This is a genomic window from Leptospira ryugenii (assembly GCF_003114855.1).
Classification (GTDB): Bacteria; Spirochaetota; Leptospiria; order Leptospirales; family Leptospiraceae; genus Leptospira_A; species Leptospira_A ryugenii.
In genome coordinates this window covers 89216-114728 of record NZ_BFBB01000008.1, presented here as the reverse complement: position 1 = coordinate 114728, position 25513 = coordinate 89216, and the positions used below count along the sequence as shown (strand labels likewise).

General features: G+C 40.3%; 24 protein-coding genes. 18 read left to right on the top strand and 6 right to left on the bottom strand.

The window, feature by feature from the left end:
* Positions 1 to 14 precede the first annotated feature (14 nt).
* The 5 genes from DI060_RS13135 (at position 15) to ftsZ (ending at position 5702) form a co-directional block, all read left to right on the top strand.
* Entirely contained in the window at positions 15 to 1751 is a 1737-nt protein-coding gene (locus DI060_RS13135) for a caspase family protein (RefSeq protein WP_108978116.1), read from the top strand.
* 254 nt (positions 1752 to 2005) lie between these two features.
* A complete protein-coding gene (locus DI060_RS13130; protein ID WP_108977369.1) occupies positions 2006 to 2371 on the top strand; it encodes an LIC_10421 family protein in 366 nt (121 codons plus the stop codon).
* A 123-nt stretch (positions 2372 to 2494) separates the two neighbouring features.
* On the top strand, positions 2495 to 3238 hold the full coding sequence (locus tag DI060_RS13125) for a cell division protein FtsQ/DivIB (RefSeq protein WP_108977367.1): 744 nt from the start codon (positions 2495 to 2497) through the stop codon (positions 3236 to 3238).
* Position 3239: 1 nt separating this feature from the next.
* Positions 3240 to 4472 (top strand): cell division protein FtsA, encoded by a 1233-nt coding sequence (ftsA, locus tag DI060_RS13120; protein ID WP_167837040.1) that lies wholly within the window; start codon positions 3240 to 3242, stop codon positions 4470 to 4472.
* A 9-nt stretch (positions 4473 to 4481) separates the two neighbouring features.
* Positions 4482 to 5702, top strand: a complete 1221-nt coding sequence (gene ftsZ, locus DI060_RS13115; RefSeq protein ID WP_108977365.1) for a cell division protein FtsZ — start codon at positions 4482 to 4484, stop codon at positions 5700 to 5702.
* On the opposite strand, the gene DI060_RS13110 is transcribed toward ftsZ, so the two are convergent.
* Genes DI060_RS13110 through DI060_RS13100 form a run of 3 tightly spaced genes read right to left on the bottom strand, consistent with a single transcriptional unit; the run spans position 5699 to position 8519 of the window.
* Positions 5699 to 7159 (bottom strand): COG3014 family protein, encoded by a 1461-nt coding sequence (locus DI060_RS13110; protein WP_244594400.1) that lies wholly within the window; start codon positions 7157 to 7159, stop codon positions 5699 to 5701. The two genes, ftsZ and DI060_RS13110, sit on opposite strands and share 4 nt — an antisense overlap.
* Positions 7134 to 7712 carry a penicillin-binding protein activator LpoB gene (locus DI060_RS13105; RefSeq protein ID WP_108977363.1) on the bottom strand — a complete coding sequence of 193 codons (579 nt, stop codon included), beginning with the start codon at positions 7710 to 7712 and terminating at the stop codon, positions 7134 to 7136. Before DI060_RS13105 ends, DI060_RS13110 begins: the two co-directional genes overlap by 26 nt.
* 60 nt (positions 7713 to 7772) lie before the next feature.
* Positions 7773 to 8519 carry a hypothetical protein gene (locus tag DI060_RS13100; RefSeq protein WP_108977361.1) on the bottom strand — a complete coding sequence of 249 codons (747 nt, stop codon included), beginning with the start codon at positions 8517 to 8519 and terminating at the stop codon, positions 7773 to 7775.
* Here DI060_RS13100 and DI060_RS13095 point away from each other — a divergent pair.
* From DI060_RS13095 to ispF, 3 genes are read left to right on the top strand one after another with little or no spacing between them, the layout of a single operon-like run.
* Positions 8497 to 9015, top strand: a complete 519-nt coding sequence (locus tag DI060_RS13095; RefSeq protein WP_108977359.1) for a hypothetical protein — start codon at positions 8497 to 8499, stop codon at positions 9013 to 9015. The genes DI060_RS13100 and DI060_RS13095 overlap by 23 nt on opposite strands.
* Positions 9016 to 9029: 14 nt before the next feature.
* Positions 9030 to 10016, top strand: coding sequence for a quinolinate synthase NadA (gene nadA, locus DI060_RS13090; RefSeq protein ID WP_108977357.1), 987 nt, complete (start codon positions 9030 to 9032; stop codon positions 10014 to 10016).
* A gap of 5 nt (positions 10017 to 10021) precedes the next feature.
* Positions 10022 to 10501: a 2-C-methyl-D-erythritol 2,4-cyclodiphosphate synthase gene (gene ispF, locus DI060_RS13085; RefSeq protein ID WP_108977355.1), complete on the top strand. Its 480-nt coding sequence runs from the start codon at positions 10022 to 10024 to the stop codon at positions 10499 to 10501.
* Between the two features lies 1 nt (position 10502).
* Here ispF and DI060_RS13080 read toward each other — a convergent pair whose 3' ends face one another.
* Positions 10503 to 10967: a hypothetical protein gene (locus DI060_RS13080; RefSeq protein WP_135355054.1), complete on the bottom strand. Its 465-nt coding sequence runs from the start codon at positions 10965 to 10967 to the stop codon at positions 10503 to 10505.
* Positions 10968 to 11027: 60 nt separating this feature from the next.
* On the opposite strand from DI060_RS13080, the gene DI060_RS13075 reads away from it, so the two are divergent.
* Genes DI060_RS13075 through DI060_RS13045 form a run of 7 tightly spaced genes read left to right on the top strand, consistent with a single transcriptional unit; the run spans position 11028 to position 20207 of the window.
* The gene (locus tag DI060_RS13075; RefSeq protein ID WP_244594399.1) at positions 11028 to 13064 is read left to right on the top strand and encodes a PP2C family protein-serine/threonine phosphatase; all 2037 of its coding nucleotides are present in this window, start codon (positions 11028 to 11030) and stop codon (positions 13062 to 13064) included.
* Positions 13057 to 14115, top strand: coding sequence for a carotenoid 1,2-hydratase (locus DI060_RS13070; protein ID WP_108977349.1), 1059 nt, complete (start codon positions 13057 to 13059; stop codon positions 14113 to 14115). The genes DI060_RS13075 and DI060_RS13070 overlap by 8 nt, the downstream gene beginning before the upstream one ends.
* A gap of 2 nt (positions 14116 to 14117) precedes the next feature.
* Positions 14118 to 15128 (top strand): ABC transporter permease subunit, encoded by a 1011-nt coding sequence (locus DI060_RS13065; RefSeq protein ID WP_108977347.1) that lies wholly within the window; start codon positions 14118 to 14120, stop codon positions 15126 to 15128.
* Between the two features lie 2 nt (positions 15129 to 15130).
* Positions 15131 to 16174 carry an ABC transporter permease subunit gene (locus DI060_RS13060; protein WP_439956931.1) on the top strand — a complete coding sequence of 348 codons (1044 nt, stop codon included), beginning with the start codon at positions 15131 to 15133 and terminating at the stop codon, positions 16172 to 16174.
* Complete coding sequence (locus DI060_RS13055) at positions 16171 to 17154, top strand: ABC transporter ATP-binding protein (RefSeq protein WP_108977343.1); 984 nt, start codon at positions 16171 to 16173, stop codon at positions 17152 to 17154. Before DI060_RS13060 ends, DI060_RS13055 begins: the two co-directional genes overlap by 4 nt.
* Positions 17155 to 18120 (top strand): ABC transporter ATP-binding protein, encoded by a 966-nt coding sequence (locus DI060_RS13050; RefSeq protein WP_108977341.1) that lies wholly within the window; start codon positions 17155 to 17157, stop codon positions 18118 to 18120.
* Between the two features lie 5 nt (positions 18121 to 18125).
* Entirely contained in the window at positions 18126 to 20207 is a 2082-nt protein-coding gene (locus tag DI060_RS13045) for an AsmA family protein (RefSeq protein ID WP_108977339.1), read from the top strand.
* On the opposite strand, the gene DI060_RS13040 is transcribed toward DI060_RS13045, so the two are convergent.
* Complete coding sequence (locus tag DI060_RS13040) at positions 20204 to 21802, bottom strand: MutS-related protein (protein ID WP_244594398.1); 1599 nt, start codon at positions 21800 to 21802, stop codon at positions 20204 to 20206. The two genes, DI060_RS13045 and DI060_RS13040, sit on opposite strands and share 4 nt — an antisense overlap.
* Positions 21803 to 21944: 142 nt before the next feature.
* Positions 21945 to 22175 (bottom strand): hypothetical protein, encoded by a 231-nt coding sequence (locus DI060_RS13035; protein WP_108978112.1) that lies wholly within the window; start codon positions 22173 to 22175, stop codon positions 21945 to 21947.
* Here DI060_RS13035 and DI060_RS19195 point away from each other — a divergent pair.
* From DI060_RS19195 to DI060_RS13020, 3 genes are all read left to right on the top strand, one after another.
* Entirely contained in the window at positions 22093 to 22554 is a 462-nt protein-coding gene (locus DI060_RS19195) for a hypothetical protein (RefSeq protein WP_244594480.1), read from the top strand. The genes DI060_RS13035 and DI060_RS19195 overlap by 83 nt on opposite strands.
* A gap of 67 nt (positions 22555 to 22621) precedes the next feature.
* Entirely contained in the window at positions 22622 to 24670 is a 2049-nt protein-coding gene (locus DI060_RS13025; RefSeq protein ID WP_108977337.1) for an AMP-dependent synthetase/ligase, read from the top strand.
* Complete coding sequence (locus tag DI060_RS13020) at positions 24670 to 25446, top strand: enoyl-CoA hydratase/isomerase family protein (RefSeq protein ID WP_108977335.1); 777 nt, start codon at positions 24670 to 24672, stop codon at positions 25444 to 25446. The genes DI060_RS13025 and DI060_RS13020 overlap by 1 nt, the downstream gene beginning before the upstream one ends.
* Positions 25447 to 25513 lie beyond the last annotated feature (67 nt).

The following is a 25513-nucleotide window of genomic DNA, read 5'->3' as shown; positions in this document are numbered from 1 at the left end:
GAGGAAAGTTCTACATGTTTGTATTCCACAGATCCCTCCTTCTTGCGCTTGTCTGTTACTTGTTTTCTTTTTCCCTATCCGCCCAAGATCGATATGGTTTATTTATTGGCACAAATTACAAAGGCAACACGGCAAAAATCCCCGAGCTCAATCTCTGTGAAGCTGATGCAAATTTTTTGAAAGAAAAAATGCAAAAAAATGGGAACTTCAAGGAAATGAAAGTTCTGCTTGGTTCTATGGTGACTCGAGACAATGTAAAGAATGCCATCAAACAGATCGGTTCCAAGGCTGGCAAAAACGATTCCGTCTTTATCTACTTCTCCGGCCACGGAATGTACATGAAAGATGCCAAAGCAAAGAATGGAATGCGCAATTATCTGATTTGTTTTGATAGGCCCCATATCTCTGATGAAGAGCTAAACGAATTTTTATCTGATATCAAAAGCCCAAAAACAGTTATGGTAATGGACTGTTGCTATTCCGGCGGGATAGCAAAAAAAGGAAAGAACACTCGTGGTGCGGCCGAAGTACCCATTGCCCAAGGCAATGACGGAGTTGTTTTGCAGAATGCAGATGATTACTTTTTCCAAGACAAAGCCATCATCTCTTCCTCTGACGATGACCAAACGTCTATTGAAGTTGGAGGTTCTATTAACCATGGAATCTTCACGTACAATCTCGGGAATTCCTTTGAAAAAGCGGACCTAAACAATGATAAGGTGGTCACCGCTCTCGAAGCCTTTTTTGTCGCCAAAGAGGAAACGGTGAAGATGGCAAAAAAGTTTAATCATGAACAAACCCCGCAAATCTCGGGCAATGCTGCGGGTATTTTATTGGTAGGCTCCCCAAAACCCCAAGAACCTCCACAGCCTCCTGCAAACACTGTGATCAACCAACCTGTGAATGTAACACCTACACCCAACAATCCTACTGTGGTTCCCGTCATTCCGAATAACACTGATGCGGTTGTGGTCACTACTCCCACGGAGGAGCCACAAACTGTGGTTGAAAACACAAGTACCGTTGTCATTCCTCCCATAGTAAACGTAGAACCGCCAGCGCCGCCTTCGATCACAACCGGTGATTTGCTCATCAAAACCTCTATCATCAAAGACAAATCCTATGCAGGTTCTACGAATAAATCTCCATACGACTTATTGAATAAACAAGGCAAGTTGAAGTCTTCGATCCCGGAAGACCAGATCAGAAAGATCAAAGTCTTAGTCGATGGCGAGGAATACGTATCCGTCATCTCGACGGAAAAATCTTCCATTTGGGGGGCAACGACTCGGATGGGCAAACTCATCCCAGGTGAAGTTTACCAAATCAAGATCGATAAACTTCCTGCAGGTGTGCACCAGATTGAAGTTCGGGCTGACAATTACCCCGTGTTCAAAACGGCTGCCGCAGTCATTGCCAAGCAGACAACCACTGTAGATATCAACGAATCTATGGATGGATTTGGAGCGATCCAGGGACGGGTTTTCTACAAAACTCTAGACAACCCGATCGAAAAACACCAAATCTACATGCCAACCATTGTTTCCACAAACCAAATCACAAAGGTCACGACAGATAAAGACGGTTACTTTTGGTTTACCAATTTAAAACCGGGCAAGTATGAAATCAGAGCCAGTTTTATGGAAGATTTGAAATTGGAGAACGCGGAAATTATTGTAAAATCAGGTGAAGTAACGAAGGTAGAGATCATCCTAAATAAAAAGATGAGCTACTCGAAGACCAAATACTAAGACCCACCGCCTACAATTAGAAGGAGCCTTCTCTCAATATTTGGGGAAAGGCTTTTTTTATGTCCCAAATGATTAAAATTAATCAAGAATTGCTAAATATTTTGCATTTTTTTCTAAATTCAGTCGGATTTAGCGCATTTGGTTCTGTTTTTTTGTTTTTTTGGATTGAAATTAATCCATGCCATTGTCTAATCTAAGCATAAACAAAGAGGGGATCTCAAAAGGTTCCCAAACTCTAGAGAGGAGTCAAAACCATGAAACTAACAAAAAAAATCGCGATCGGGTTCTTAGGCCTAGGATTGAGCACTGCCAATCTGTATGCCCTTGATACAAATGAAAGATTCGAGCTTTTGGAATCTGCTGTAATTGAACAAGCTTCCACCCCAGCTCAAAAATCGGCTGTATCTGAGTACCTTGCTAGCGTGGCAAAAGAAAAATTGGAACTGGCACAAACGCTCCGTGAAAGAGCTCAAGTGGCTCATGGTGGAAAAGCAATTTCCCAAACCAATGAGAAACAAGAGCTTTTGAGAAGGGCAGCTGCTCTTGAGGCAGAGGCAGCAAAATACAAAAAAGTCTCTATGGACGTTACAAAAGGAGCTAGCCAAGTCGCTAGCAACTAATCGTTCCTACCTACACGATTCGAGAAAGGTCAGACGTATGTCTGGCCTTTTTTTATTTCTGCTTGCATTCCCAAACAAAAGCCTTCTCTCTTAACTAGCCTTCCAAAGAGACATAATCAATATATGGTTGACACTAGTGAGGAAAACCAAGAAAAAAGACCAAACCATCGGATGCTTGTGCCTTTGGTTCTTTTGGTGTCTGGTTTGGTTGCAGCAATGGCCCTTTTTCATTGGGCAAAACGACCTAAACCGATCCAAAAACTCGTGTTTGAGGGACTTATAGTTTTAACATCGCAGGATTTGATGGAATACTTAGAAATCCCATCGGATCCGCTAGATCCCAACAAACTTTCTTGGGAAAAATGGGAGCAAAAGTTAAACTCTCATCCTCGGATACAAAAAGCACGAGTAAATCGCAATAGTGATGGAAGATTAATCATTACTTTGCAGGAGAGAGTTGCGGAGTTCATCGTGCACGTAGGGGATATGTTATACGAAGTAGACGATCAAAATATGATACTATCTGAGAATCATGTTTTGGATCCTTATTTGCTCACAATATCCGGAAATTTCCCCATCTCATCAAATCAAATCCAAGGTACACAATTTAATGATATAGCATCTGTATTACGGTCTGCTTTGGTTGCTTATCCCGCATTAAAAACAAGAATCTCTGAAATTCAAATTGAGGATGATGGAGACTACATAATTTTTCTGAAATCTCCAAATCCTATCAAAGTATTGATTGGAAATACATTTAATCTTTACAACGTCCGAAAATTATATGCGGCACTTGCCTATTTAGAAACGGAAGAGATTAAAGCCAATGAAATCGATCTACGGGGAGAAGACGCTGTCTATCATTGATATGGATGATGCGCCAATTATTACAGCCCTTGATTTAGGTTCTTCATTGATCAAAGTAGTCATAGGACGACTCCTCAGTGATTATGAGATTGAAATCATTGGGACAGGGATCTACCCGTCTTCTGGAGTCAAAAATGGTTCTATCGTAAATATCGAGACCACTACCAAGTCCATAGTTGAAGCATTTGGTGATGCTGAATTAATGGCTGGACAAGAGGTGTCTGCCGTCGTTGTAAATGTATCTGGTAAATCACTGCATGGCTTCAATGAACGAGGTATCATCGCTGTCACCAACAAAGAACGTATCGTAACAGAATATGATATCATTCGAGTTGTGGAGGCAGCACAATCTGTTCACGTACCCAACGACCAAGAAGTCATTCATGTTCTCACAAAAGAATTTAAAGTCGATGACCAGATCAACATCAAAGATCCTATTGGAATGACTGGTGTACGTTTGGAAGCTGAAGTACATATTGTAAGTTGTGGGACAACCGCCCTCACCAATATAGATCGATGTATAGAACAAGCAGGATTAGTCCAACTAGATCGCGTTATGTCATCCTTAGCCTCTTCTGAAGCAGTCCTCACCAGTGGAGAAAAAGATTTAGGTACAGCAGTTATTGATATTGGTTCGGGAGTTGCAGATATCATTGTCTATGTGGATGGAGGAATTGCATTTTCTTCTGTCGTACCATTCGGTGGATTTCATATCACGAGTGATCTATCGATAGGATTGAAAACAACCATAGAATCAGCTGAAATTTTAAAGAAGCGGTATGGACATACCCAAATTGATGCCATTGATCCTACAGAAAAGGTAGAAATACCCGCAATTTCTGGAAGACAGGCCCGCACTATATTTCGTTCAGAACTAGTTGAGATTATGGAACCTCGTGTCCGTGAGATTTTAGAAATGATAGATGCTGAACTTGTAAGATCGGGATTTAAATCAGCATTAGCTGGTGGCGTGATCCTTACTGGTGGTACTTCTCTTTTGCAGGGAATCGATAGACTTGCAGAAGAAATATTTCGGCTGTCAGTCGGAAGAGCCAAACCTGCAGGATTGACAGGACTCGTGGAGAAGATATCTACACCTGAGTATTCAACTGCAGTCGGACTGATAAAATACGCGTCGCGTTTGCAGAATCTGGAACAGAAAAACATACGTGCTGGATCCGAGCAAGATGGATGGATGAAAAAAATAAAACGTTGGATGGAAAATAATCTTTAAGGAAAGTTTATGCTGTATCTAGAAGAAGAAAAGACAAGTCCAGCAATCATCAAAGTAGTTGGGATTGGCGGTGGCGGAATGAATGCCGTTACTCGAATGGTAAATTCCCAAATGAAAGGCGTTGACTTTCTTGTGATGAATACCGATGAACAAGTTTTATTAAAAACACCAGTCGAAAATAAAATTCAATTAGGAAATAAAGTCACACGAGGAAGAGGAGCAGGTGGAGATCCGGACTTAGGCCAGAAGGCTGCCATAGAAGATAAGGATAGGATTGCTGCGGCCTTAAAAGATGCAGATATGGTTTTCATCACTGCTGGTATGGGTGGGGGTACGGGAACTGGTGCGGCACCGATCGTTGCGGCAATAGCCAAGGAGTTGAAATGTTTAGTTGTTGGAGTTGTTACAGTTCCTTTTTCGTTTGAAGGAAAGAGGAGAGCTGATTTAGCAAGCCAAGGTATTGAACAACTTCGAGCAAATGTGGACACTCTGATCACAATCAGAAATGATTCTATTTTTCAAGTTGTTGATAAGAATACCGCAATTGACCAGGCATTCCGTGTTATCGATGATATTTTGTTAAATGGCGTGAAAGGGATTAGCGATATCGTAAATCATCCTGGTATCATCAATGTTGATTTTGCCGATGTGAAAACGATCATGAAAGATACTGGTGATGCTATCCTTGGCGTCGGGGAAGGGATGGGTGAAACCAGAGTATCCGATGCCGTCGAACAAGCGATCAACAACACTCTCTTAGAAGACTCTTCCATTCAAGGTGCTAAGTCCTTATTGATCAATGTGACTGGTGGGAGCGACCTTACCATTCACGAGTGGAATGAAGTTTCCCAAATCATTACTGCGCAGGCAGATCCTGATGCAAACATCATCATTGGCTTAAATGAAGATAAAAATCTGAATGAGATGATCCGTGTAACCGTGATCGCTACTGGATTCCAAAAGAAACAAATGCAACGTTTGCCAAAAGAACCGCGTGTCGTTGGCGGAGAGGAAATTGGTTCCAGTTTGCACTCCTTTATGAAAAAGCAAGAGGAGCCCAACCGTTCTCAACTCAGATCTGAAGCACAGAATATTGCAGATTCCGCAAGGCAGCTAAGATCTAATGCCAGAAATCTGGCCTCCCAAAAGCAAAATGGAAATTCGGGATACCAATCTTATGGTGAGGATTACGATATCCCCACCTTTCTCCGAAAGAAGACAGATTCTTAATTTTTGTAAGATCGTACTGGTAGAAAGAGAGGCTTTCCTTCTTCTACGAGTATGGTTCTGGGCAGGTTACTTGTGATACCCGTTCCTTCATCTAGTTTCAAACTGTACTCTCCTGGTTCAAGAAAGAGGCGTTTGATTTGAAAATTTGAAGGAATGGTCCGCCAACAACGTAGATCTGGTCCAATGACTTGGGCAGTCGCAAGCCCTGCCGCCGCCCCTGCCGCCAATCTGATAAGGCCACTCAAGAGATCATTTTTATTTTTGTCACCTAAGCCTGATTCTATGGCCTTCGCCGCTGCCTCCGAGGCAATCACAGCAGCGACAACCTTTACGGCAAGCGAGGTAACGTTTTTCGTAATTAAAGCTTTGTAGTTATCATTGAAATTTTTTATGGCGGTGTCAGAGTAATTGTTCATAATATCGAAGGCCCCAACATCCACTCCGTTCACATAAAAATGCCTTCTCTGCGATCCTTCCCAATCTCTTTCTTTGTAGATTGGAATAGGATTTTCCGCAGTACTCAATGTAGCTAATACACCCGCGACAGAAACACCTGCTCCTTCTGAGCGAGCTGCGATCTCTATAGCTCCTCGGAGTGCGGCTGCGAAGTATTCATCTTCCAGCAATTTTCCCCTGGATTCCTTAATTGCAGATTTACCAGCCTCATGGATGATAACCACCTCTGTAAGTCTTTCATTTCGAAAATCGACTTTCTGCATCGAATGGTTGTATGCCTGCACTAGGCCAGATCCTTTGGCATACTTTCCCATGTCTCGGCCATCATTTTCTTTTGCAGCTAACACAAAACGATCTGAAACCAGAGTTTGGTTGGAACCAATGAGGGATTCCATATTTTTGAATTGTACTCTTGCATCATTGAATTTGCCAAGTTTTTCTGAAACATATGCATCTAACAAACGTGCTGCGTTGTTTTGGCGGTATTCTGCAGATGTAAATTTCATTTCTTTGAGTTCGAAATCCAATCTACGGAAGTATATCTTCGCATTTTCCAATTCACCCATGGAGAGGAAGTTAAGCGCGATGAAAAACTTTATCATCACTCTCTCGAAGTCTTCACCCGTATAGTTGGATTCATTGTCGGAAAGTAAAAAGGCGAGTCCTTCTTTTGTGAGACTAGTTCTAATGTTGTCAGATAACTCTTCTGCTTCCTTGAAAACTTTGTTGGAAGTTTGAAAATCACCTTTGGAATGAAAGATCATTCCAGCTTCCATTAAGAAGAGAAGTCTATCTTTGGTACTCGAATCCTCGTACAAGGCTCGTATGGAAGGAATCGCAGAGTCATAATTTTGGGCGTAATAGCTATTCTCAGTCGATTGTATGATCTCGTTGTAGTCCGTGGCACAACCCGAGACCAAAAGTAAAAGGAAAGAGAATCCGAGGATTGCTTTAGAAGCCAAAGAAACCTCTGACTTACCAGCCAACGCCACGGTTTCCACGAACTGCTTGTTTTCGATAGGAAACTTTTTCTGACCAGACAGCAATCGTAGTTTCTACTTCGACTAACTCGATATTGATGGACTGTTCAACGATCTTTTCTCCATCGGAAGTAAACATGTTTTCGTTGATTTCGCAACGAACAAAGTAATTAGGTGATTTCAATTTTCCAATGGAAAGTTTATTGGATGTTAGCCCAGATAAACTGAATTGGATTTCACTTAAGGACTGTTCGCGGGTTTTGGTACGAACTGTATAAATTTTGTTTTTGATGAGTTTAGAAACAAAGGCATTGTCAAAAAGCTCGGTCTGGATTTGCTCTGATGTATCATTGCGAGTTGGGTAATGAGCCACAAAGACACCTGCATCTTGCGGATTTTCTTTAAAATAGACCCCAATTTGGTCTGCTAATTTTTCTGCTGCTCTTACCAATTCTTGGCTTGTGAGGCCACCGGAATCTGCGACAAAATCTGTTGTGTCATCCAATCTCTTTGGTCCGCTTGCACAGGCAAAGACGACCGCAACTAAGGTAAGGATCAATAAAACTCGCTTCATGGTACCACTCTTATGAATCAGGAATAATCACCTATACTTGTACGAAAAAAAAATCCATTGTCAATTCCAAAAAAGCCCTTGTTCTTCCTTCTCCCATTGCTTTTCAATGAACTCCTGTTTTTGTGCCTCGGTCATTAGAGAAAGCTCTCTGGCATAGATAAGCTTTACAAGTTTGCGGTGAAACTCTGCACTTTCCCAGGATTGGATTTCGATTGGATTTTCTTTGTACATTTCCTTGCGTTTTTTTTGGAAAGCTTTCCTTCGCTCTTGGCTATACGTTTGCGGATTTTTGAGAACAAAGTCCTCTGCAAAGTACAAAAATGACTGCAGGACTACGGTTGGGTGGTCTTCAAAGAGTAGGCTTTTGACGACGGGAAAGTAGTGCTCTCGTAGATCCTCTCGTTTTTGCCATTTTTCCCAATCGGTACGAGATTGGTCTCTCTCCAATGCCTCCCAATCTTCCAAATAATGGGAGTAGTTGATATGCAGAAGAAAGAGCACATCCCCCCTTTCATCTGGATAAAAAGAGCGGATGTAGGAAAGGGCCTTTTCTCGATTTCCATACCATTCATACCTTTGTTTGGATTGGAGCTCGTCTAAATAGGTACGCAGAGGTTGTGGATAAGACTCGCTTTTCAATTGGGAAGCCTGGCTTTGGATCAGTCCCCAGAGCTTTTGGGTTTCTTCGCTGGCAGTTGGATGGCTTGCCTCACCAGGCTTAGGCTTTCGAAAAAGGAAATAGACAACGAAAAGAGAGCTAAATAATAGTAGAAGAAGAGTTATAATGAGAATCGTACGTTTCGTCATATTTGTTTCTTTATTCTTGCAATTTGCATGTACGTCAAAAAAGAAAAATGACGTAGATGAGAATCTTCTGAATTTCCTCCTCACACAAAGATCAGGTGTCGATGGTGCTTGCCAAAAATTCTTGGTGAGCGAATCAAATTGTGTATCAGCCCCCGACAATTCGGTTGCAGTTTGCCCATCACTAATCTCTACCTTAAAATCCAAAATTGATCCAAGTTCCAAGGCTACAGATTCAGTGGCGGAACTTTATTTTAATTGTTTTGCAGAGATCAATGTTGTATACAACCAAGCAATCAATTGTTCCAAATCTTCCTTTGCATCCACAAATGATTACCGAAGAGCCCAACGTGGCTTATCCTCAGGAAGCTCACAAAATGCTGTCTCTGCATGGAAATTGCAGTATAACAATTGTGCGTCGGTGGAAAATGGCATCCCACCAGCAAATTCTGGATTAAGAGAAGCTGGCACAAAACTTTCTGCTGATCCATTTTTATAACACAGAGGAAAACCATGTCACTTGTTACCCAAGAAGAGCTCATCAAAAAACTAAAACCTGTTTACCTAGACCATGAAATTGATGGTCGCATCCTTCCTCTCACCGAAGAAATCAACCGACTTAAAAAAGAAAAAAATGCTGTGATTCTAGGTCACAATTATATGACACCAGATGTCTTTTGGGGTGTATCCGATATTATTGGCGACTCGCTCTACCTTTCCAAAATGGCAAAGGAAACCAAAGCCGATATCATTTTGTTCAACGGTGTGCATTTTATGGCGGAGACTGCTAAAATTCTTTCTCCGCAAAAAAAGGTGCTCATTGCAGATTTAAAAGCGGGGTGTTCACTTGCGGAATCCATCACGAGAGAAGATGTTCGCAAATTAAAAGCAGAATACCCGGGAGTTCCTGTTGTAACCTACGTAAATTGCTCAGCCGAGGTCAAAGCGGAAACCGATGTCTGTTGTACCTCTGCAAATGCCGTGCAGATTGTAAACGCAATTGATTCGGATACCATTATCTTTCTTCCAGATGAGTATTTGGCTGGCAATGTCCAGAAGGAGACCAACAAGAAGCTGATTACACATCCAGGTCGCTGTATGGTGCACGAAATGTACACTCCTGAAGATATTCGATCAACAAAGAGGCTATTTAATAATGATGTGACTGTGATTACTCATCCTGAGTGCCATGAAGATGTGGTGGCAGAGGCAGACTTTTCTGGGTCAACATCGCAGATGGTAGACTTCATTCAAAAATCTAAAACTAATAAGATAATGTTAGTAACAGAGTGTTCTATGGGAGACAATCTGCGTTCTCAATTCCCTGAAAAGGAATTTGTATCTACTTGCCAGACCTGTCCACATATGAAAAGGATCACTCTAGAAAAAGTAAGAGATGCACTTCTTGAAGAAAAATTTGAAATCTTTCTGGAAGAAGAAGTCATTTTAAGTGCACAAAAATCCGTAAATCGGATGTTAGAATTAAGTTTCAAAAAGTAGGATATATGTTTCGAGTTGGAAATGGAATCGATTTTCACAGGCTTATCAATGAGCCATTTCGTCCGTTGATGTTAGCTGGTGTAGAGGTAAAATCAGATTTCGCTTTTTTGGGTCATAGCGATGCAGATGTGATCTTACATGCAGTCGCGGATGCAATATTGGGTGCGGCAGGTTTAGGTGATATTGGACAACACTTCCCAGACACAGATCCTATTCATAAAAATATGCAATCTAGTCTGATTGTACACAAAGCTCTTTCTTTGGCCGCGGAAAAAGGATGGAAGCTTGTCAATGTGGATTGCACTTATGTTGGTGACCATCCAAAGATCAATCCCATTCGCAAAGAACTCCAGCAATCTCTTGCAAACATCGTATCCTTGCCACTAGAAGACGTTTCCATTAAGGCAACAACCTCGGAGGGAATGGGAGCCCTTGGTCGCTCAGAGGGTGTTTTGGTGATGGCGACTATCTTATTGGAAAAGTAATCTAACGATTGTTTGGAGCGCCGAGAATAGAAGCTGCCCAAGTTTCTATCTTGGATTTGTTTTTGCTAGGGGAAAAACTCGCACATACAAGTCGAGACACTAGATCTGGTTTGCAGAAACTTTTGATTTCGATTTTTGTTTTAGGCTCGGCTTCTTTATGCACCAAAGTCAGCTCTACAGACTGATGGTGTGGGTAGCCAGTCAATACCCATTTTGCCACTGACTTCTCGTCAGTTTCTATGATTTTGATTTCTACTTCCTCGCCTTCATGGATTGTAGAAAAACTCTCCCCAACTTTTGGGATTTTATAGATTTTTACCTGGTATTCTTGTAAGGAAATTCGCAGCTGGTCCTCCCATTTGAGTGGGCTTTCTACTTCTTGGGTGATTGTATGAAGATCGGATTGATAGAGTACCAAACCAAAAGACAAAGCAAAAAGAAGACCGAGCCGAATATACCAAATCATTTCTTCCATTGAAAAATCTATTGCCTAAGGATCGATTGAAATTTAATTTTAGCCGATACCATGACTATGACTTTTGGACGAGAATTATCCTCACGTAGGACCTCTGGATTGATCCGAGCCTATGCCCAAGAAAACAAAATCGGTCTGACTTCGAACCTTTTCCCAGATATTTTGGAGGACGAGATCTTCTCTAAAATGATGCGAGACCCAAATTTTTGGATTTCGCAAGAACTGGAAGAAAAGATTATCTTTGCGATCAGCCAGAGTTTGGATATCTCTGGTATTCTCTACCACCTAGGCACCGAAAGTCTCATTACCAATGCATATGATTTACTTCCGATGGATAACTCAAAGGTTACCTTAGAAGAGTTGATCCACCGCATTCCTATTCTAATCAATCGATTGACCAGAACCGTCAGTCTTAACGTTGAAATTCTAAACTCCAAATTGGCCGTCTTTCAATTCGAATACTTACACCGGTACACAGAAAAATGGTATGATGCGATTTTTTTCCAAGGTATGTTAAACGGCTTAGCTGTTTTGTTTGAGCTAAAAGAATTCAACATTCAAATGACCAAAACGAAGTTATATGGTATCCACGTAACTCATAAAGATTTGGGCCCTGATATCCAATTTGGTGCTGATACAAATGAGTATCATTTCCAATGGAAGGATGAACCGTATCAACTCTCACGATCTACACTCAATAAGGATGATCTCTCCAATCGACACAAAGTCATGATGGTATCTAAAGGAGAAGATACATCCGAAGAACTGTCTTTCGTCGATGTTGGAGAGGTGGTTAAGAAGTCGAGAGAGTTGGCCATTGAAAACCGAGACTTAGAAGCTGCGGTTGAGATTTTAAAATCATTTAAGTATGAGTTAGAAAAAAAACAATTATCGATAGCAAAAGATCTTAAACTTGCCAAAAACATTCAAAAAGGTCTTATCCCACAAATCATTCCTGATTGGAAAGGGATTCAATTTTGGGCTGCCTACAGTCCTATGCAGGAAGTAAGTGGCGATTATTATGATTATTTTCCTTTCCAATCGGATCGATTGGGCATTGTTGTTTGTGATGTATCTGGACACGGTGTACCTGCTGCATTTATCACAGCCCTATCAAAGATGCTATTCACAAATTATAAATATGCAAAACCTTCTGAATCATTCAAACATATCAATCGAGATTTGTTGGATTTAGTCAAACAACAAGGTTACACTACTTGTGTGTATGCACTTATAGAAAGAGACTATCGCATTGTATATTCCATCGCAGGACATCCACGTCCAATTTTGTTTCGTCATAAAACAGGTAAGGCAGAAATCCAAGAAGGTGAGGGAACTTTTTTAGGAATGTTTCCTGATGGAGGGGACACCTATCGAGACCATAGTTTGCAATTGGAGCCAGGCGATAAACTTTTCCTCTACACGGATGGGATAACGGAAGCTGAAAATGATAGAGGAGAATCCTTTGGAGAAGAGCGATTGATAAGTCTAATAGAAAAGACAAAAGATCTGAGTATCCAAGATAGCATAGAATCAATTATAAATGTCCATAAAGAATTTACAATGGGAACAGATCCTATGGACGACATTACTTTGTTAGGTTTCCAGTTGTCACCTAGATTACCTGAATTCAATCATCATAAAGAATTAGCAGACAAACATTATAAACGAAAAAATTTCAAAGATGCTTGTGATGAGTATAAAAAAGCCCATGAAATATTGCCACGGGAGTTGATAACACAATTGGCATATGGTAAGGCATTGGCAAACGCGGGAAAGTATGATGAGGCCATTCTTCTATTAGAAACATACAATAGATTTAAAACAAATAATTATCTTTCACATGCAGTTTTGGGATTTTGTTATTATAAGGTTTCCCAATTTGAGAAAGCGGAATTGGAATGGAAAAAAGCACATTCTCTCAATGATGATAACCTTTCGATTTTGTTTAATTTGGCTAAGGTATATGAAAAATTGGGACAGAGAGCCAAATTGAAAGAAATGACAGATCGTATGAAACGAATTGAAGCGAGTTTTAGGCATATTCTCCCTTTGGAAAAAAAATGGGAATCTATGTTAGATGAATAGAGTCCTTTCGTTTTTTGTATCCATTGCTTTTTGTCTTTCCTTTTCCTTTCCTAAGGATCATAGTTTTCATTCCGATGCCATGATAGAGTGGGTTTATTTTGTAGGGCATATCGAGTCAGACAAAAACAAAACGTTCGGTTATGAACTTTCCTTTTTCAAAGTCTCAATTCCGGAATCTATGGTGGATGCAAAAGTGATGTTGTTTCCTGTACACTTTGCACTTTCCGACCCTTCTAGTCAAAAACATCTGAGCTTTCAGACCAAAAATCGAAACATTGGCGGAATGGCTTCCTTTGATGATAAGATGATAGTATCAGGTGAATATTCACTAAAGATTCTTTCTGATTCAGAATTTGAAATTTTGGCATTCCCAAAAGGCTCCCAATCATCACTCAGTTTGAAACTGAAGGCTAGCAAAGACAAACTTGTACATGGAGAGAAGGGAAAATCGAGAAAGTCCAGAAGGAATCCAGAAATCTTTTCTTATTATTATAGTTATCCATTTTTGGAAACAAAAGGAACTTTGGTTTGGGAAGGAACCCGTCATGACATTACCAAAGGTAAATCCTGGATGGACCATGAATGGACAGAAAAATTCAAAGGCCAGTCAGCATTTGCATCTCAAGAATCTTCTTGGGATTGGATGTGTCTGATGACGGATGATGGTGATGAGTTTGTCGCATTTGCATTTGCAGAAAATAAAGAATTATCCAAAGAAAACACTGCCATTCTTCGGACTAAACAGAAAGAGCAAAGGCAATACTATGATAACAAAGACATTTCATTGGAGGTTGTCCCCTCTGGAAAATGGATTAGCCCCAAAAGTCGAATCGAGTATCCCTTAGAATGGAAGGTAAAGTTTAAAGATGGTGACTTTTTGGTAAAGCCAGTATTCTCAGAACAAGAGTTTGATGGACGGCAAAGTACGGGAATGATCTATTGGGAAGGTATGGTGATTGCAGAGGGACAGATTTTTGGAAAAAAGAAAAAAGCAATCGGATACCTTGAGTTAAAAGGATACAAAGCCTCTAAACGTTGGTGGGAGTTGTAAGCATGTGGAAATACTTCTTAAAAAGACTTTTGCTTATCATTCCAACTCTTATCGGTATTACCTTTGTAGTATTTTTGATTTCCCACTTAGCACCAGGTGGCCCACTTGATAGTGAAATTGCGAAAATAAAAGGAGCGGCTAACCAGACTGGCGCCTCTACTAAACAAATTTCCCAAGAAGAGATAGAGTTAATCAAAAAACGTCTACATCTAGATAAACCCATTCCTATAGCGTATCTTTACTGGCTAAAACAAATCCTAACCTTTGACCTAGGTGAATCTAGGCTACATTCTCGAAAAGTCACGGAGTTGATTTATGAAAAACTCCCAGTCTCCTTAATTTTTGGGCTTTCAGGCTTTTTTTTAACCTACTTTATTTGTATTCCTTTGGGGATTCGAAAGGCTTTAAAGGATGGTAGCCTATTTGATTTTCTAAGTAGTTTCTTTATATTTTTCACATATTCCTTGCCAGTATTTGCTTTCGCAATGTTGCTTTTATACCTTTTCGCTTCCGGCGAAGTATTTTCAATCTTTCCATTGGGTCATGAAGTATCTGATTATTATGAGGATCTGAGTACATGGGGTAAATTCGTTGATAGAATGAACCACATGTTTCTACCTGTTCTTTGTTATGTGATTGGTTCCTTTGCTATTTTGACCTTATTAATGAAAAATAGTCTACTCGACCAAATTGCAAAAGAATATGTTCGAACAGCCGTCAGCAAAGGTTTGTCATTTTCCGATGCCATATACCGCCATGCACTCAGAAACTCTTTAATTCCGATTGCAACTGGATTTGGAAGCAATCTTACATTGATATTTTCAGGATCTTTGTTTATCGAGTTAGTATTCAACATAGATGGAATGGGTTTGCTTAGTTTTGAAGCAGTAAGAGAACGGGATACCGACCTAATGATGGGTCTTTTGTTGGCTCAAAGTTTGTTAGGGCTTTTGGGAAAAATAATATCAGATTTATGTTATGTGGCGATTGATCCTAGGATAGAATTTGAATGAAAATCTTTAACAATCCTGCAAACGTTAGAAAATGGAATAAATTTAAAGCGAATAAAAAGGCATACTACTCATTGCTAATTCTCTTTTATTCATATTTTTTATCGTTATTTTCTCCAATCATTATAAACAATAAGCCAATTTTGATGATTGTAGATAATCGTGTGTCCTTTCCCATTTTTTTCTTTTATCCAGCATCGGATTTCGGACTTGAGGAAGCAACAGAGCCTAACTATAAAAAGTTGGTTAAAAATCCACTGTTTATTCAAAAAAATCCATTCTATTTATTTCCACCCATACCCTATGGGGTGAACGAGGATAATTTGGATAGTTTAGAGGAGGGTATGAGCCCTCCCACCAAACCAGATGCAAAACATTGGTTTGGGACGGATGATCGGGGTAGGGATGTGTTCACTCGGATCATTTATGGGTATCGGCTAGCTATGACATTTAGCATCATCCTCGTGATACTTGAATTGTTTCTAGCTTCCGTTATTGGAGGTATACAAGGATATTTTGTTGGTAAAGTGGATTTGGTTTTACAAAGGCTGATTGAAATATTATCAGCGATCCCATTTTTATATCTCATTTTGATCATGGGCGCATTTTTTGGAAGAAGTTTTTCCGTGCTTCTTATCACCTATGGAGTGTTAAGCTGGATTGGTCTGAGTTATTACATGCGAGGTGAGTTTTTGAAATTAAGGACACTTGCATTTACTGATGCTGCAAGATCGATGGGGGCATCTTCATTTTCGATTCTATTCAAACATTTACTTCCAAATGCCCTTACCCCATTAGTGACATTTTTACCATTCATTTTGATCTCAGCAATTTCAATCCTGTCAGCCTTGGACTTTTTAGGTTACGGGATACCTGCACCCAATCCTTCTTGGGGAGAGCTGATTGGACAAGGTAGGGAGCGTTTAACCGCATGGTGGCTAATCACCTTTCCTTCGACAGCTCTGTTTTTGACAATTTTACTTGCTGCTTTTGTCGGTGAAGGCCTTCGAGATGCATTTGATCCAAAAGAAAAGGTACTCTACAGATGACCGTAGCAAATGAAAATAATTTATTGGATGTACGCGATCTTTCGGTAAGTTTGCACACCGAACATGGTACTGTCGGTATCATTGAAGGTATTTCATTTGCTATCCAGAAGGGAGAAATCTTTGCGTTAGTTGGAGAGTCGGGCTGTGGAAAATCGATTAGCTCTCTTTCATTGACAAGACTACTACCAGCCAATACCGCTGAGTACCCCAAAGGTGAGGTGCTTTTTTTGGGAAAAGACTTACTTAAATTGCCGGAAGGAGAATTGAGAAAGATTCGAGGAAAGGAAATCGCTTATATCTTTCAAGAACCATTCTCCGCTTTAAATCCTTTGCATAAGATAGGTGCCCAATTAACAGAAGGTTTCTTGTATCATGGATTGGGCAATGAAAGACAAGCCCTAGATAAAGCTGAATATCTTCTCACAAAAGTGGGGATTACCGATGTTAAACAAAGATTGAATCAATACCCCAATCAATTTTCAGGAGGGATGTTACAAAGGGTATCCATTGCAATGGCATTGATGTGCGATCCTAAACTTTTGGTAGCAGACGAACCAACATCAGCTATAGACGTAACCATTCAGCTTCAGTTGATAGAGCTACTTTTGGAGCTAAAAAGAGAGATAGGTATGTCCATTCTATTTATTTCTCATGATATTGGGTTGGTTTCACATGTGGCGGATAGAATCGGTGTGATGTATGCTGGTAAACTCGTAGAATTTGGGAAAACGGATGATGTGATTGACCATACTTTGCATCCCTATGCTAAAGCATTGATTGAAGCTTATCCTTCGAGCAATTCATTTGGGAAACGTTTGCTTACGATAGATGGGATTGTACCTAGTCCGAAGGATTACCCAGAGGGTTGCCATTTCTTTGATCGATGTCGAGTCAGGATGGACATTTGTAAAAGGCAAGATCCACCTTTTCGAACATTTAGCACCTCACATATCGTTCAGTGCCATCTAGAGGATTTGTAAATGTTAAAAGTAAAAAATCTTTCCGTATCTTATCAAAACTCAAATCTTTTCTCTTTTCAATCGACAGAACTCAAAGCCGTAGAATCTGTCTCCTTTGAGATACCTGCACGTCATATCCTAGGCTTGGTTGGTGAGTCAGGTTGTGGCAAATCAACAATTGGTAGAGCTATCCTCCAACTTCAGAAGATAAAATCGGGAGAAATCTTGTACCAAGAGCAAGACCTTTCTTCTTTAAACAAGAAAGAAAAGCTGGCGATCCGAAAGAAGATCCAAGTGGTTTTCCAAGATCCCTATTCTTCACTCAATCCACGTTTGACAATTGAGGAGATCATTACCGAAGGTTTAAACGTTCACCATAGGTCTATGTCAGCTTCCGAAAAAAAAGAGAGAGCTGCTTATGCGCTCCAAAAAGTAAATTTGCCAGCAGAGATTCTTTCACGGTATCCACATGAGTTTTCTGGCGGCCAGAGGCAAAGGATTGCTATCGCTCGAGCATTGATCCTCGGTCCAGAACTAGTCGTTTGTGATGAAGCAGTTAGTGCTCTGGATATCTCGACCCAAGCGCAAGTAATCAATAATTTATTGGACTTAAGAGATGAATTGGGGATATCAATCCTTTTCATTTCCCATGATTTGAATATCGTTAAGCATATTTCCGATAACATTGCCGTTATGTATTTAGGAAAAATTGTTGAAATGGGAAGCAAACAACAAATTTCCGAAAACCCTGCACACCCTTATACAAAGGCACTCTTTTCTGCGAGTTTTGACATCAAACAAAGAACCAAGTTTCCGAAGGCACTCGTAGGAGAAATACCCAGTCTCACACAGAAACCATCGGGATGCTATTTCCAAACGCGCTGTCCAAACGTCCAAAACCAATGCAAAACGATCGCTCCTGAAGAAAAAAAACTTTCTGATGGAAGAATGGTCTCTTGCCATTTTCCAATTCATAGATCAGAATAGAACTCATGCGTCGTTCTTTCCGTGAAACACTAAAGTCTTACATTGGAAAGGCATTTCTTGGCTCTATTGTTATCTTTTCCACATCATCTTTTTTCCTTCTGTATCCTTTGGTCTCCGACCCTGACTATTATAAAAATCTTATCCTTGAGCAAGTCCAAAGCAAAACAGGATTTGTTTTTGATTACAACGATTTTGAACCTCGCGTATTTCCATATCCTGGTATCGCCTTATCTCAAGTAAAGGTGAGTAAAGAAAAGGAAACCTTTATCACATTGGAAGAACTTACAATCCATGTGTATTTTGGTGTTTTTATAGGAAAGAAACTAGAGATAAGAGATGTCATTTTAAGTTCTGGTTCCATCAACCTACAAAGAGAAAAAGATGAATCCTTTCCTCAATTTACAAGTAAGCTAACCAAGGAAACCGTCTCCGCAAACACAATACAGAACGCTGAAGAGACGGATGAAGATTTGTTATTTGGTTCGGTATTTAAAGATTTTCCTAGAATTTTTAAATTAAGAAATGTAAGGATTCAATTTACGGACAAATTGTACGATCGTAAGCTCATTTTTTACAATTATGAAACAAACATAGATTTAGATGAAACAGAGAGCCAAATAGGGCTTTACTACTATGGAAAGTTGAATGAGCAACCATTTCAGATAAATTTACTTGCTCAGTTCTTGGGGGGCAAATTAACGTTTGACGATCTACGCTTTGAAGGAAATGTTCATTTTGATGATTTTTCAGGAGTGAATCTCTATGACATCTCAGTAATATTTCCATATTTAGACCTTCAATATGCCAAATTAGATGCAATTGTTCCCATTTACAAACGGGATACTCATACCGTATCTGCAGACTTCCAAGGCGCTCACCTAACAAATCTTGCAAGGAAAGGATATCGGCCTTTTGGTGATGCTTTCATCAATGTGCTCATCTCTTACGATGACTTAACAACAAAATTATCTTTTGAGCGCATCTTTTTGGAATGGAAGGGTCGAGCAAAGATATTTGGTTCTGGTTTTGTGACATTTGATAAACCTCCATTATCTCCCACCATTCAGTTCGAAGGTAGATCAGAATATATTGATGCTGATACTGTGATCAATGTCATTCGACTCTTTTTAGATCCAGATTTGGAAAAATCAATTTTAACTCGGGATATGCCAGATACAGCGTATAAAGATAGAATGAATGTCAATTTACATTTCAATTTGAGTCGTGCCAATCTCCGAGGGGTTTTTGCAGACCATTTGAATTTCCATTTGCAATACCAAAAAAGCCAAATGTCGATTAAAAAACTCCATTTAGATTTGTATGGAGGAGTATTGGATGCCAAAGGAAGTTTTGTGTGGGGCTCACAACCTCATCTGGATCTCACAGGAACTGCGGAAAAAATTTCCCTAGAAAAATTGCTTAGCCATCAATTTGGAAATGCTCCCATAAATGGCACTCTCGAATCAAATTTTCAATTGAATGCTCTTGGAGATTCGGAGGAGGAGATCATTCGATCATTGAAGATTGATGGAAAATTTGAAGCAAATGATGGTGAACTTTTGAGTTATACAAACATTCTTAAGCCAATCAGTTCGATCGGCAGTTTGATCTCTTTGAAAAAGATAGATTTCACTCGATCCACACCGTACAAAAAAATTACCATGAACTTAAAGTATTCCGATAGAAAATTTCAGTTTGATAATTTCCTATTGCAAGCGGACGGATTGTCCGGTAAGGGTGCTGGATCGATTGATTTAGATAAAAAGATCGATATGAAATTTACCATCGCTTTGCCAGGAATTACGGGCAGAGTTCTAAAGCTGCCTATTATTTACAAGGGAACCTACGCTGTTAATTCCCCATACATTGATCCCATTTGGTTAGGGTCTATCTACGCGGGAACGATTTTACTGGCAGGGCCAGCAGGTGCGACAGTTGGTGGGATTGCAGGCTCTGCTCTTTCAGAATACGTAGACAAAGCAGTCAGCAATGTGACGGAGACAGTTCAAAATGGATGGAACCAATTTCGTTCTAGTATTTCTGGATTTTTCAATGAACCAAAAAACACGGAGAATGAGAAACGTTAGCTCAATTTGGAAATGGGAATCCCTTCTTTTTGGAGGATCCTAAGTGCATTTGTAGATTGAGAAATTCCCAAACGAATCTGGTAATCAAATTTCATTTCTCCATTCTCTTCCAATTCTGTAAAATGAAATAGCTTTGCATCCTGTAGGGAAGCCAAATCAAGATCATGGGTTGTGACAAAGACAATAGCTCCTTTCTTTCTCAGGAGTAGTAGAATTTCTTCTGTTGCGATTTTTCTTTCTTTAGAATTGGTTCCTTTTAAGATTTCATCAAAGAATAGTATCGGTACTAGATTTTGGTCATCCTTGGCATTTAGAATGCTCGCGAGTCGTCTTACTTCCGAATAGAAAAAGGAGATTCCATCTTCTAAAGAATCTTGAGAGCGAATCAAAGTATGTATTTTTACAGCTGGGAGTTGCACATTTTTTCCAGAACAAGGCGCACCAATTCCAGCTAACATTAAATTAACGGCAATGGTTCTTAGGTAAGTCGTTTTTCCTGACATATTGGAACCAGTAATGATCACAAGATCAGATTGTTGAATGGAATGCACTGGATTTATCACTCTCATAGAAAATGGAATAAGAGGATGGACAATTGAATCTGCAGACAGTTGAGCCGATGAATTCCAAATGGGAAATTCGTACTCAGGATTAAGGTAGGCAAATTGTGCGGCTGGTAAATTGGATTCCAACTCTATCCATTGGTTTCTCATTTCGGACCAGTGTTGGGCATTCTCATCATACCATTTTTGGAATCTACGAATCTTCCAAAAATCCCAAAGAAAGATAACATTCAATAAAAAATGAGGAAGGATTGAGACAATCCACTCTTTATCATTCTTCAATTGTGTAAGTTCAACACACATACGTTTGGTTTTTTGTCTCGCTTTTGGAAACATTCGGATCCATGCATAGGATACATTGGAGGCAATACTACCTATTCGTTCTATTTCGTTCCAATATCCTAAACTTTCCTTTCGATGGCGAAGGAATATCATCGCATTCACAAAGAGAAGTAGTGGGACAAAGGGAAGAGAAAAGATAGAAGACAAGAGTAGATAAATAGGAGTAAAAACACCTAACACAGGAAAGAAGTAGCGCATCCAAGGGTGTTTTTTCCAAAAGGATTCTTTGGCATCCAAAGGTCCCAAATCCAATTTTGAATTTTCTTCACCTGGGATGATGGATTTTCGTAAGATCTGAAATAAAAAGCGACCATCGCCAAGGTATGACTTTACCTTCTTTTGGAGTAGGTTTCCCTCGAAAGGTTCGATCTGTAAGAGTTTTTTCAGAAATCGATCAAAGCCTTGGGAGGAGATGGTCACATCCAAAAAAGGCACGAGACCCGTTTTCTTGCATAGGTCAAGGTCTACACTTAAAGGGTGATTACGGATTTCTTCCGGGTACTCCCAAACCTCTCTTCCACCCAAAGCCTTCAGCTCCAATCGTTTTCTGGCTAATTCGCGTTTGACGAATTGATGGGTAAGTTTGATTTGATTGGCAAATTGCTTTTTCTTTCGGTACAATTTGACTAAAACAATGAAGAGACCCAGAGGGAGAAGGAGAGTGGAATATAGATACCATTCAAACTTCAAAAAATAAAAGACGGAAAATTGGCTAGGGAGCCAAAAAAAAGCAAAGAGGCGGATGAGAGACAGGGTTTGTAGAGATTTTAACTTTCGGGAACGTAAGGAATCAATCTTTTTTGAATAGGCAGAGAGAAACTGTTCGGGTCTGTCAATATGAGTAGGGGCGTTCGTAATTTTCGTCTTCTCTCCTTGAAATTTCTGTATCTAGAACACGAATTAGACTCCCGAAATCATGTAATCTCCATTTATCGATCAATTTCCCCTTCTCACGTCCGGAAAACTTATCCAAATAAATAGTGCCAAATAAATCCTCACCGTATTCATATGCAACGAACCTTCCGCTTCGTTTTCCAGTAGAATTTACCATTCGAATCGTCATAAAACAGTACCAAAAAAATCGCAAAAAAAAAAAGTACAAGCGATTTTTTTTACTTCAGGTTTTTCTTTTTCCAGCGATAAGAGTATTGGGAGTAGGATTCACTGTCATGGATGACGGTAGCCTACAAAGATATACCACCCACCAACCAGAAGGCACGGAGGCTGACATGGAATTTTACGAAGATCTCGATACGGAACTTAAGAGTTCCTTTCTAAACAAAGACCGTTTTTTCTCAAACGTACAAGACGAGTCTCTTTTCCCCCAACTCGGGTTGCGAGCAAGGAATTTGCTAGACCAAAAGCAGATGGGCAAACTCACCGAAATCAGAAAACGACATCTCAAAAAAGCACACCAACAATCCAATTTCACCTGGGATTGATTTAAAATTCTCTTGACCATCGGGAAGAGTGGGCTAGTCTAAAGTCCGCTTTTTCAGATGGAGAGATATGGCAAATAACCTAGCAGAAGTATACAAAGAATCAGCGGAGAAATTCGGTCCGCGCCCAGCATTTTTCTATAAAAATGCCGCTAAAAATTACGAGCCCCTAACGTATTCCCAACTCTACCAAGATGGCCTAGCCTTAGCAGAAGCCCTTATCGACATGGGTGTAAAGGCGAGAGAAAATGTAGCTGTTCTTGCTGACAACAGGGTGGAGTGGATCATCTCAGATTGTGCTGTGATCCTTGCAGGTGCGGCAAATGTTCCTCGAGGTTCAGATATCACGGATTCAGAGATCGTATACATCCTGAGCCACTCTGGCGCAAAAGTTGTATTCATAGAAAACGACAAGGTCTATGAAAAATACAAAGCCAACAAAAGCCAGATCAAAGGTGTAAAAACGATTATCATCATGGACAAAGAGTCCAAATTGAAATCAGGTTCTGGTATCGAAAAGTTCCATGACCTTTTAGAGCATGGACGTAAGCTGAGAGCGAAAGGCAAAAAAGAAACAGAAAAGCGTATCAGTGATATCAAACCGGACGATCTGTACACATTGATTTATACATCTGGAACAACCGGTATGCCGAAAGGGGTGATGCTCATGCACTCCAATATGATCCACCAGATGCATTATGTTGTGCCAAGAGTTGCAAAGGTCAGCCCTGATGATAGAATGCTTTCCATCCTCCCGATCTGGCATATCTTTGAAAGAGTCGTTGAATACTTTGCCATCATAAACGGCGGTTCAACATACTACACAAAGGTCACAGAGTTACGCAATGATATCCAAAAAGCAAGACCAACCTTTATGGCTTCTGCTCCTCGCGTCTGGGAAAGTATCTATAATGGTATCTACACACGGATCAATGACCCTAAACAAACTCCGCCAGTGCGAAAGGCTCTATTCAATATAGCCTATTTCTTTTCAAAGCATTACCATGCCTCGATCCGATTCCTGCGAGGCTGGGAAGTAGACTATGAAGGCAGAAACATTTTCCAATCTCTTGGTTTAGGCGTTTTGGCTCTCTTAAAACTGCTACTCACTGCTCCCTTCGTGGTTACCTTAATCGCTGGTGGTTTGGGGATTTACTTGGCAGAGCAAGGATCCTCCTTATCTACCTTAGCCTATGTAATTTCTGGTTTGGGTGTATTATTCAACAGCTACACACTTGATAAAGTTGTCCTCTCAAAGATCCGCCAAGCAACGGGAGGCCATTTACGTGCGACTCTCTCAGGTGGTGGCGCTTTACAAAAGCACGTGGATGCTTTCTTTATGGACATTGGCATTACGGTTTTGGAAGGATACGGTATGACAGAAACAGGCCCAGTCATTTCTGCTAGAACCTTTGACCGTCCAATTATGGGTTCTGTAGGCGATATCGTCCCGCTTTCTGAAGTACAAATCCGTGATGACGCTGGCCATGTGCTCTGTCATATCGATGACAAAAAGAACATTCTCTCCGGTAAGATGGGTGTCAAAGGTGTTGTTCATATCAAGGGGCCGCAAGTGATGAAAGGGTATTATAAAAATCCTGAAACCACTGCCAAAACAATCGTTAACGATTGGATGAACACAGGCGACATCGGAATGATCAATTTTAAGAAAACTCTCACACTGACGGGTCGTGCGAAAGACACTATCGTATTATTAGGTGGCGAAAACGTAGAGCCAGTTCCAATTGAGAATAAAATTGATGAATCACCATTTATACGTCAATCTATGGTAGTTGGCCAGGATCAAAAGGTACTTGGTGCGATCGTTGTTCCTGATTTTGATGCGCTCAGTGCTTGGGCGGCTGACAATGGCATCTCGGAAAAAAATCCTGACAAGTTGATTGCAAATGCAAAGGTAATAGACTTCTACAAAAAAGAGGTCCGAAATTACAATAGTGTCAAAACTGGTTTTAAAAACTTCGAACAAGTACAGTATGTGCTACTGGTAACAAAACCTTTTGAAGTCGGTGATGAGTTGACAAACCTGATGAAGATGAAGCGCCATGTTATCACCGAAAAGTACAAAGACCGTATTCTGGATCTTTATAAAAATAGCTAATGTCAGATTTTTTAGAGATCTTTCATGGGGACCGCATCTTGGAAATCAAGATGCAGTCAAATGAAAAAAACACGTTTAGTTACGAAACTTTCCAGGCATTTGAATCGCTACTTTTGAAGCACGGAGAGAACCAAAACTTGCGGGTGATGCTATTTACATCCGCACAAAGCCAATTCTTTTCCAATGGCATTGAACCGACATTGATGTACGGAAAATCTGAATCGGAAGTCCGAGCTGCAGTCACCTTACTCATACGTTGTGCCAACGTTTACTTTAATTTTCCAGTGCCGACCATCGCAGTTCTCAATGGACATTGTATGGCAGCAGGTGCTGTCTTTGCCTTGTATTCTGACTATCGATTTATGGCCGATAAAGGAGCTAGGATTGGTTTTTCAGAGGCTATCGTTGGACTCAATTTCCCTTCCGCACCAACGATGATCTTACGTGATTTAGTCGGTACGACGAACACAAGGGATTTGCTTTTTTTCGGAAAACAGTTAAAGGGAGCCGAGGCAAAGGAAATTGGTTTAATCGATGAAGTATACCCCGCAGAAACTCTGTTTGGTGAAGGTATGAAATTAGCTGAAAAGTTATCAAAACTCACCTACAATTCGGCAAGGGGAATGAAGACTGCCCAGAGGAGTTACTATCGGACTGCGATGCATACAGTTACCGAAGAAGATATCGAACTCTTTGTACGGACTATACTTTCACGAGATGGCCAGGAAGGTTTTCTATCTCTCATTGAAAAACGCAGACCAAACTTTGTTACCTAGGTGGGGCGATGCGGGATTCATTAAGATCCTGCACAAGTATGTAGCATAAATTGGTTGATTCTTCTTC

Coding starts and splice junctions, on each gene's coding strand:
- DI060_RS13135 (WP_108978116.1), top strand. CDS start 15: ATGTTTGTATTCCACAGATCCCTCCTTCTTGCGCTTGTCTGTTACTTG.
- DI060_RS13130 (WP_108977369.1), top strand. CDS start 2,006: ATGAAACTAACAAAAAAAATCGCGATCGGGTTCTTAGGCCTAGGATTG.
- DI060_RS13125 (WP_108977367.1), top strand. CDS start 2,495: ATGGTTGACACTAGTGAGGAAAACCAAGAAAAAAGACCAAACCATCGG.
- ftsA (WP_167837040.1), top strand. CDS start 3,240: ATGGATGATGCGCCAATTATTACAGCCCTTGATTTAGGTTCTTCATTG.
- ftsZ (WP_108977365.1), top strand. CDS start 4,482: ATGCTGTATCTAGAAGAAGAAAAGACAAGTCCAGCAATCATCAAAGTA.
- DI060_RS13105 (WP_108977363.1), bottom strand. CDS start 7,712: ATGAAGCGAGTTTTATTGATCCTTACCTTAGTTGCGGTCGTCTTTGCC.
- DI060_RS13095 (WP_108977359.1), top strand. CDS start 8,497: ATGAGAATCGTACGTTTCGTCATATTTGTTTCTTTATTCTTGCAATTT.
- DI060_RS13100 (WP_108977361.1), bottom strand. CDS start 8,519: ATGACGAAACGTACGATTCTCATTATAACTCTTCTTCTACTATTATTT.
- nadA (WP_108977357.1), top strand. CDS start 9,030: ATGTCACTTGTTACCCAAGAAGAGCTCATCAAAAAACTAAAACCTGTT.
- ispF (WP_108977355.1), top strand. CDS start 10,022: ATGTTTCGAGTTGGAAATGGAATCGATTTTCACAGGCTTATCAATGAG.
- DI060_RS13080 (WP_135355054.1), bottom strand. CDS start 10,967: ATGATTTGGTATATTCGGCTCGGTCTTCTTTTTGCTTTGTCTTTTGGT.
- DI060_RS13075 (WP_244594399.1), top strand. CDS start 11,028: ATGACTATGACTTTTGGACGAGAATTATCCTCACGTAGGACCTCTGGA.
- DI060_RS13070 (WP_108977349.1), top strand. CDS start 13,057: ATGAATAGAGTCCTTTCGTTTTTTGTATCCATTGCTTTTTGTCTTTCC.
- DI060_RS13065 (WP_108977347.1), top strand. CDS start 14,118: ATGTGGAAATACTTCTTAAAAAGACTTTTGCTTATCATTCCAACTCTT.
- DI060_RS13055 (WP_108977343.1), top strand. CDS start 16,171: ATGACCGTAGCAAATGAAAATAATTTATTGGATGTACGCGATCTTTCG.
- DI060_RS13050 (WP_108977341.1), top strand. CDS start 17,155: ATGTTAAAAGTAAAAAATCTTTCCGTATCTTATCAAAACTCAAATCTT.
- DI060_RS13045 (WP_108977339.1), top strand. CDS start 18,126: ATGCGTCGTTCTTTCCGTGAAACACTAAAGTCTTACATTGGAAAGGCA.
- DI060_RS13035 (WP_108978112.1), bottom strand. CDS start 22,175: ATGACGATTCGAATGGTAAATTCTACTGGAAAACGAAGCGGAAGGTTC.
- DI060_RS13025 (WP_108977337.1), top strand. CDS start 22,622: ATGGCAAATAACCTAGCAGAAGTATACAAAGAATCAGCGGAGAAATTC.
- DI060_RS13020 (WP_108977335.1), top strand. CDS start 24,670: ATGTCAGATTTTTTAGAGATCTTTCATGGGGACCGCATCTTGGAAATC.